Source organism: Candidatus Symbiopectobacterium sp. (genome assembly GCF_020054415.1).
In the GTDB taxonomy this organism is placed as follows: Bacteria; Pseudomonadota; Gammaproteobacteria; order Enterobacterales; family Enterobacteriaceae; genus Symbiopectobacterium.
In genome coordinates this window covers 1-1,999 of sequence record NZ_JAHWCO010000575.1, presented here as the reverse complement: position 1 = coordinate 1,999, position 1,999 = coordinate 1, and the positions used below count along the sequence as shown (strand labels likewise).

The following is a 1,999-nucleotide window of genomic DNA, read 5'->3' as shown; positions in this document are numbered from 1 at the left end:
GAGCGGTCGTCCACGCCGTTCAGTAGTGTTTTTTTCCGTCCATGCAGCAATGGCTGATTCATCTAGCCATACGGTTAGAGAACCGCGCTGCTTGAGGGCCTTGTTATAAGAGGGCAAGTTGGTGATTTTAAAATTTTGTTTTGCCATGGAGACCTGATTTTGAAACAACTGTGGTGATCTGCTCCGATGATTACCCAAAAGTTCTATTTATTCAACAAAGCCCAGTTTTGGTTGAAACTGCTTGTCATCTCAGGTGTACACTTTTCTCATGAGGCCTAACTGGCTTTGTTGAATAAATAGATATTATGCTGCGTAGCCATAAAGGCTGCGGATTCCCTTGACGTAAAATCAGTATGTTAAATCCAGAGCTTGGTGATGCATCCCGGAGCGATCAGCATTTTAATCCAAAACAGGCTTGTCATAACAGCATTATTCCCTATTATTCAACAAAGCCCAATACGCTACCAGAAATAGCGGACTCGCTGACGTCCAGAATTCATGATCGTTTTCAGGTGCTCAAACCTGCATCTTGAGGTTTATTGGGTATAGATGAAAAGTGTGATCCGGGCGCACGGCGCACGGCGCACGGTACGCACAATCTCCAACGCGAAGCGGCGGCGGTTCTGTTGGTTGCCACCCCAGTCGTCATGCCGCTGGTTGGTGCGTTCGACCAGAAACTGATTAATCAGATACCCTTCAGAGCCCATGATTTCCACACCGTCATAGCCTGCCTGTTCGGCCAGCGCCGCACAGCGCACAAAATCAGCGATGGTGTGTAAAATCTCCTCATGGGTCATGGCGTGGGGAAGGAAGGGGCTGATCGGTGCCTGAAGGGCGTAAGGTGCAACGGGATCGGGTTGATAGCTGTAGCGCCCGGCATGCAGAATTTGCAGCGTAATTTTCCCTCCCGCTTCATGCACCGCAGCGGTTATTGGGAGATGGTGAGGTAGCTGTTTTTCATGTCCAAGCGTCGCTCCGCCAGCGACTACGGCACCTTTGGCGTTGGGCCCAATACCGCCAGTAAAAATCAGTGCTACACCGCCCTGTACGCGTTCTCGGTAAAATGCCGCTAACCGTTCAGTGCCCTGTGGATGATCTTCCAAACCGGTGTGCATCGAACCCATGATGACGCGGTTTTTTAACGTGGTGAAGCCCAAATTGAGGGGCGAAAAAAGCTTGGGGTAAGCGTGCATGGTGCTCTCCACAGAAACCGCGTAATAAACTGGTCTGATGAGTTTACTGTAGCGAGTGTTGGATGATATGTGAAATAAATGTTTATTTAATGTGATTTGTGTCATTCCCTATGGCGACACTCGATAATCGGGACGGTATGCCAGAAGGTTTGTTGTCCGTGCCAACAATCATTATAATTCGCGGGATCAGAGTGCTAAGGAATCGCTATGTGGGTGGATGAGTGGGAACCGGCGCTGGAAAGTGCGCTTACCGATTTGGAACGTTGTGTCAGGTTGCAGCAGCAAGGCTGGCGTCAGGATCGTGAACGCTGGCAGCAGCAGCTCACGCAGGCCCAACAGCGGGAAGCGGAGCTGTGCGCGCAGATCGAAAAGTTAGTGATTCTGTTAAACTCTATGGATGCGTCGCCGGAACGAAATCCCTTGGTGCAGCGCATTAAAGTGATTGGCGGCTATATTGACGCCTTGGCGAAGGATGCCTCCGCCTTTAGTCGTTCACTTTCCTGATCGATTTGATTTGTCCTGTTTTTTCCACTGGTGTTGGTGCTCGCAGAGCAAACGGCAGAAGACTGCCGTTTGCATGACGCTGTGTGCTACACAGCGGCATAAAAATACCGGGATTATTATTCAATAAGTTATAGCGTATCGATCGAAATTACTCGAAATTCGATCGAAATAATTACACCTCTGTCCACTCTGAGCCACGTACATCCCGGTACTTGTCGGTCATGGTTGCTGATTTATGCCCTAATAGTTTTTGTGCGTAGTCTTTCCCTTTCTCTTCAGTATATAAGCGAGCTGACAAACTT

3 protein-coding genes and 2 pseudogenes are annotated in these 1,999 nt (G+C 49.2%); 2 read left to right on the top strand and 3 right to left on the bottom strand.

Annotated features, from left to right (window positions below):
• Nucleotides 1–147 (bottom strand): transposase (locus QZ506_RS16805; protein WP_291972634.1); only part of this gene is annotated, 147 nt, incomplete at its 3' end.
• 206 nt (nt 148–353) lie between these two features.
• Between QZ506_RS16805 and QZ506_RS16800 the strand changes: the two genes are divergently transcribed.
• A complete protein-coding gene (locus QZ506_RS16800) occupies nt 354–533 on the top strand; it encodes a hypothetical protein (protein WP_291972632.1) in 180 nt (59 codons plus the stop codon).
• Between the two features lie 42 nt (nt 534–575).
• Here the strand turns inward: QZ506_RS16800 and fadH are convergent.
• Nucleotides 576–1,193: pseudogene (fadH, locus tag QZ506_RS16795) on the bottom strand (NADPH-dependent 2,4-dienoyl-CoA reductase); the annotation flags it as partial.
• A gap of 207 nt (nt 1,194–1,400) precedes the next feature.
• On the opposite strand from fadH, the gene QZ506_RS16790 reads away from it, so the two are divergent.
• The gene (locus QZ506_RS16790) at nt 1,401–1,697 is read left to right on the top strand and encodes a hypothetical protein (RefSeq protein WP_291972630.1); all 297 of its coding nucleotides are present in this window, start codon (nt 1,401–1,403) and stop codon (nt 1,695–1,697) included.
• Between the two features lie 172 nt (nt 1,698–1,869).
• Here the strand turns inward: QZ506_RS16790 and QZ506_RS16785 are convergent.
• A pseudogene (locus QZ506_RS16785) lies at nt 1,870–1,999 on the bottom strand (integrase); the annotation flags it as partial.